Consider the following 1,194-nt stretch of genomic DNA (forward strand, 5'->3'; position numbering starts at 1 on the left):
TGGGATACGCCCGTAGAGGTACAGGTAATGTCTATGGTATGGTAGTCCACTGCTATGGCATCCGGCTCACCGATGGTTACCGTCTCTGTGGCCTCACAGGACTTGGCATCGGTTAGGGTTACCGTATAGGTTCCTGCAGTCAATCCAGAGGTCTGCGTACCGTAGTCCACTCCCGTGGTATCGTTGGTGACGTTGATGGTGAACGGTGGCGTCCCTACCGTGGTGTCGATGGTAACGTCTATCGAGGCGTTGGCATCACCGTTACACAATATTGGTGCATGCAGGTCCACCGTTAGGTCCGGCATGGAAATGGGCTGAACTGTGATCACGCCCGTTTCTGCCGTACACCCACTGGCATCGGTTACCTGGAACTGGTAGGTCCCGGCAACGGCCGTGGTATAGGTAAAGGTAGCTCCCGTAGCTCCCAACGCACTGTAGGCTGCCCCGCCTATCGATACCGCATAGGTATATGGCGGTGTCCCTCCTCCTATGGTCCCTTCGATGATGGCATCCGGAGATGCGGTACAGTCAAGGTCCTTTACAAGGACAGCTCCCATGGTAAGGGCCGGAAGCGGATCGATGGTATAGGTTTCTGTATAGGTACAGTCGTTGGCGTCCTTAACCTGGAAGGTATAGGTGCCCGGTTCCAATCCGGCAAATTCGTTCGAGGCCTGGTAGGCTGTGGCCGCCGAGGCCGGTGCGATGATCTGGTATTCCAAAGCTCCCGTGCCTCCCGTTACCGTAGCTATCGTAATGGTAGCCGTGTTCGACGGACAGGTCACAGGCGTGTTGGTAAAGTCCATATCGGCCGGTGGGTCCAAAGGTGCAATGTCCACCGCATTGGTAATGTAGGTACAGCCCGTAGCGTCCTGGATCGTCACCGTGTAGGTGCCCGCCGTAAGTCCCGTAAAGGTACTGCCCGACTGGAAGGTCACTCCGTCAAGGCTATAAGTATATGGCGCTACGCCTCCGGAAACGTTATTTACCGTGATAGTCCCGGTACTGGTACAGGTATAGGGTGCCGTCAGTTCGGCAACGCCCACGATTGGGTCGTTCGCCGTGATGGTCACCGTCTGTGGCTCCGTCAGACACACCGAACTTCCCAAGGTATATTGGAGCACTACTTCGTAGTCCCCTTCCGCAAGACCCGTGAACACCGGTGAACTTACAAAAGTCAATCCCCCGTCGATGCTG

The 1,194-nt window shown here is 55.9% G+C and carries 1 pseudogene; it reads right to left on the reverse strand.

Features of this window, described 5'->3' with window-relative positions:
* A pseudogene (locus ZA06_RS16685) lies at positions 1 to 1,194 on the reverse strand (T9SS type B sorting domain-containing protein); the annotation flags it as partial.

The organism is Mangrovimonas xylaniphaga (assembly GCF_001280435.1).
Classification (GTDB): Bacteria; Bacteroidota; Bacteroidia; order Flavobacteriales; family Flavobacteriaceae; genus Mangrovimonas_A; species Mangrovimonas_A xylaniphaga.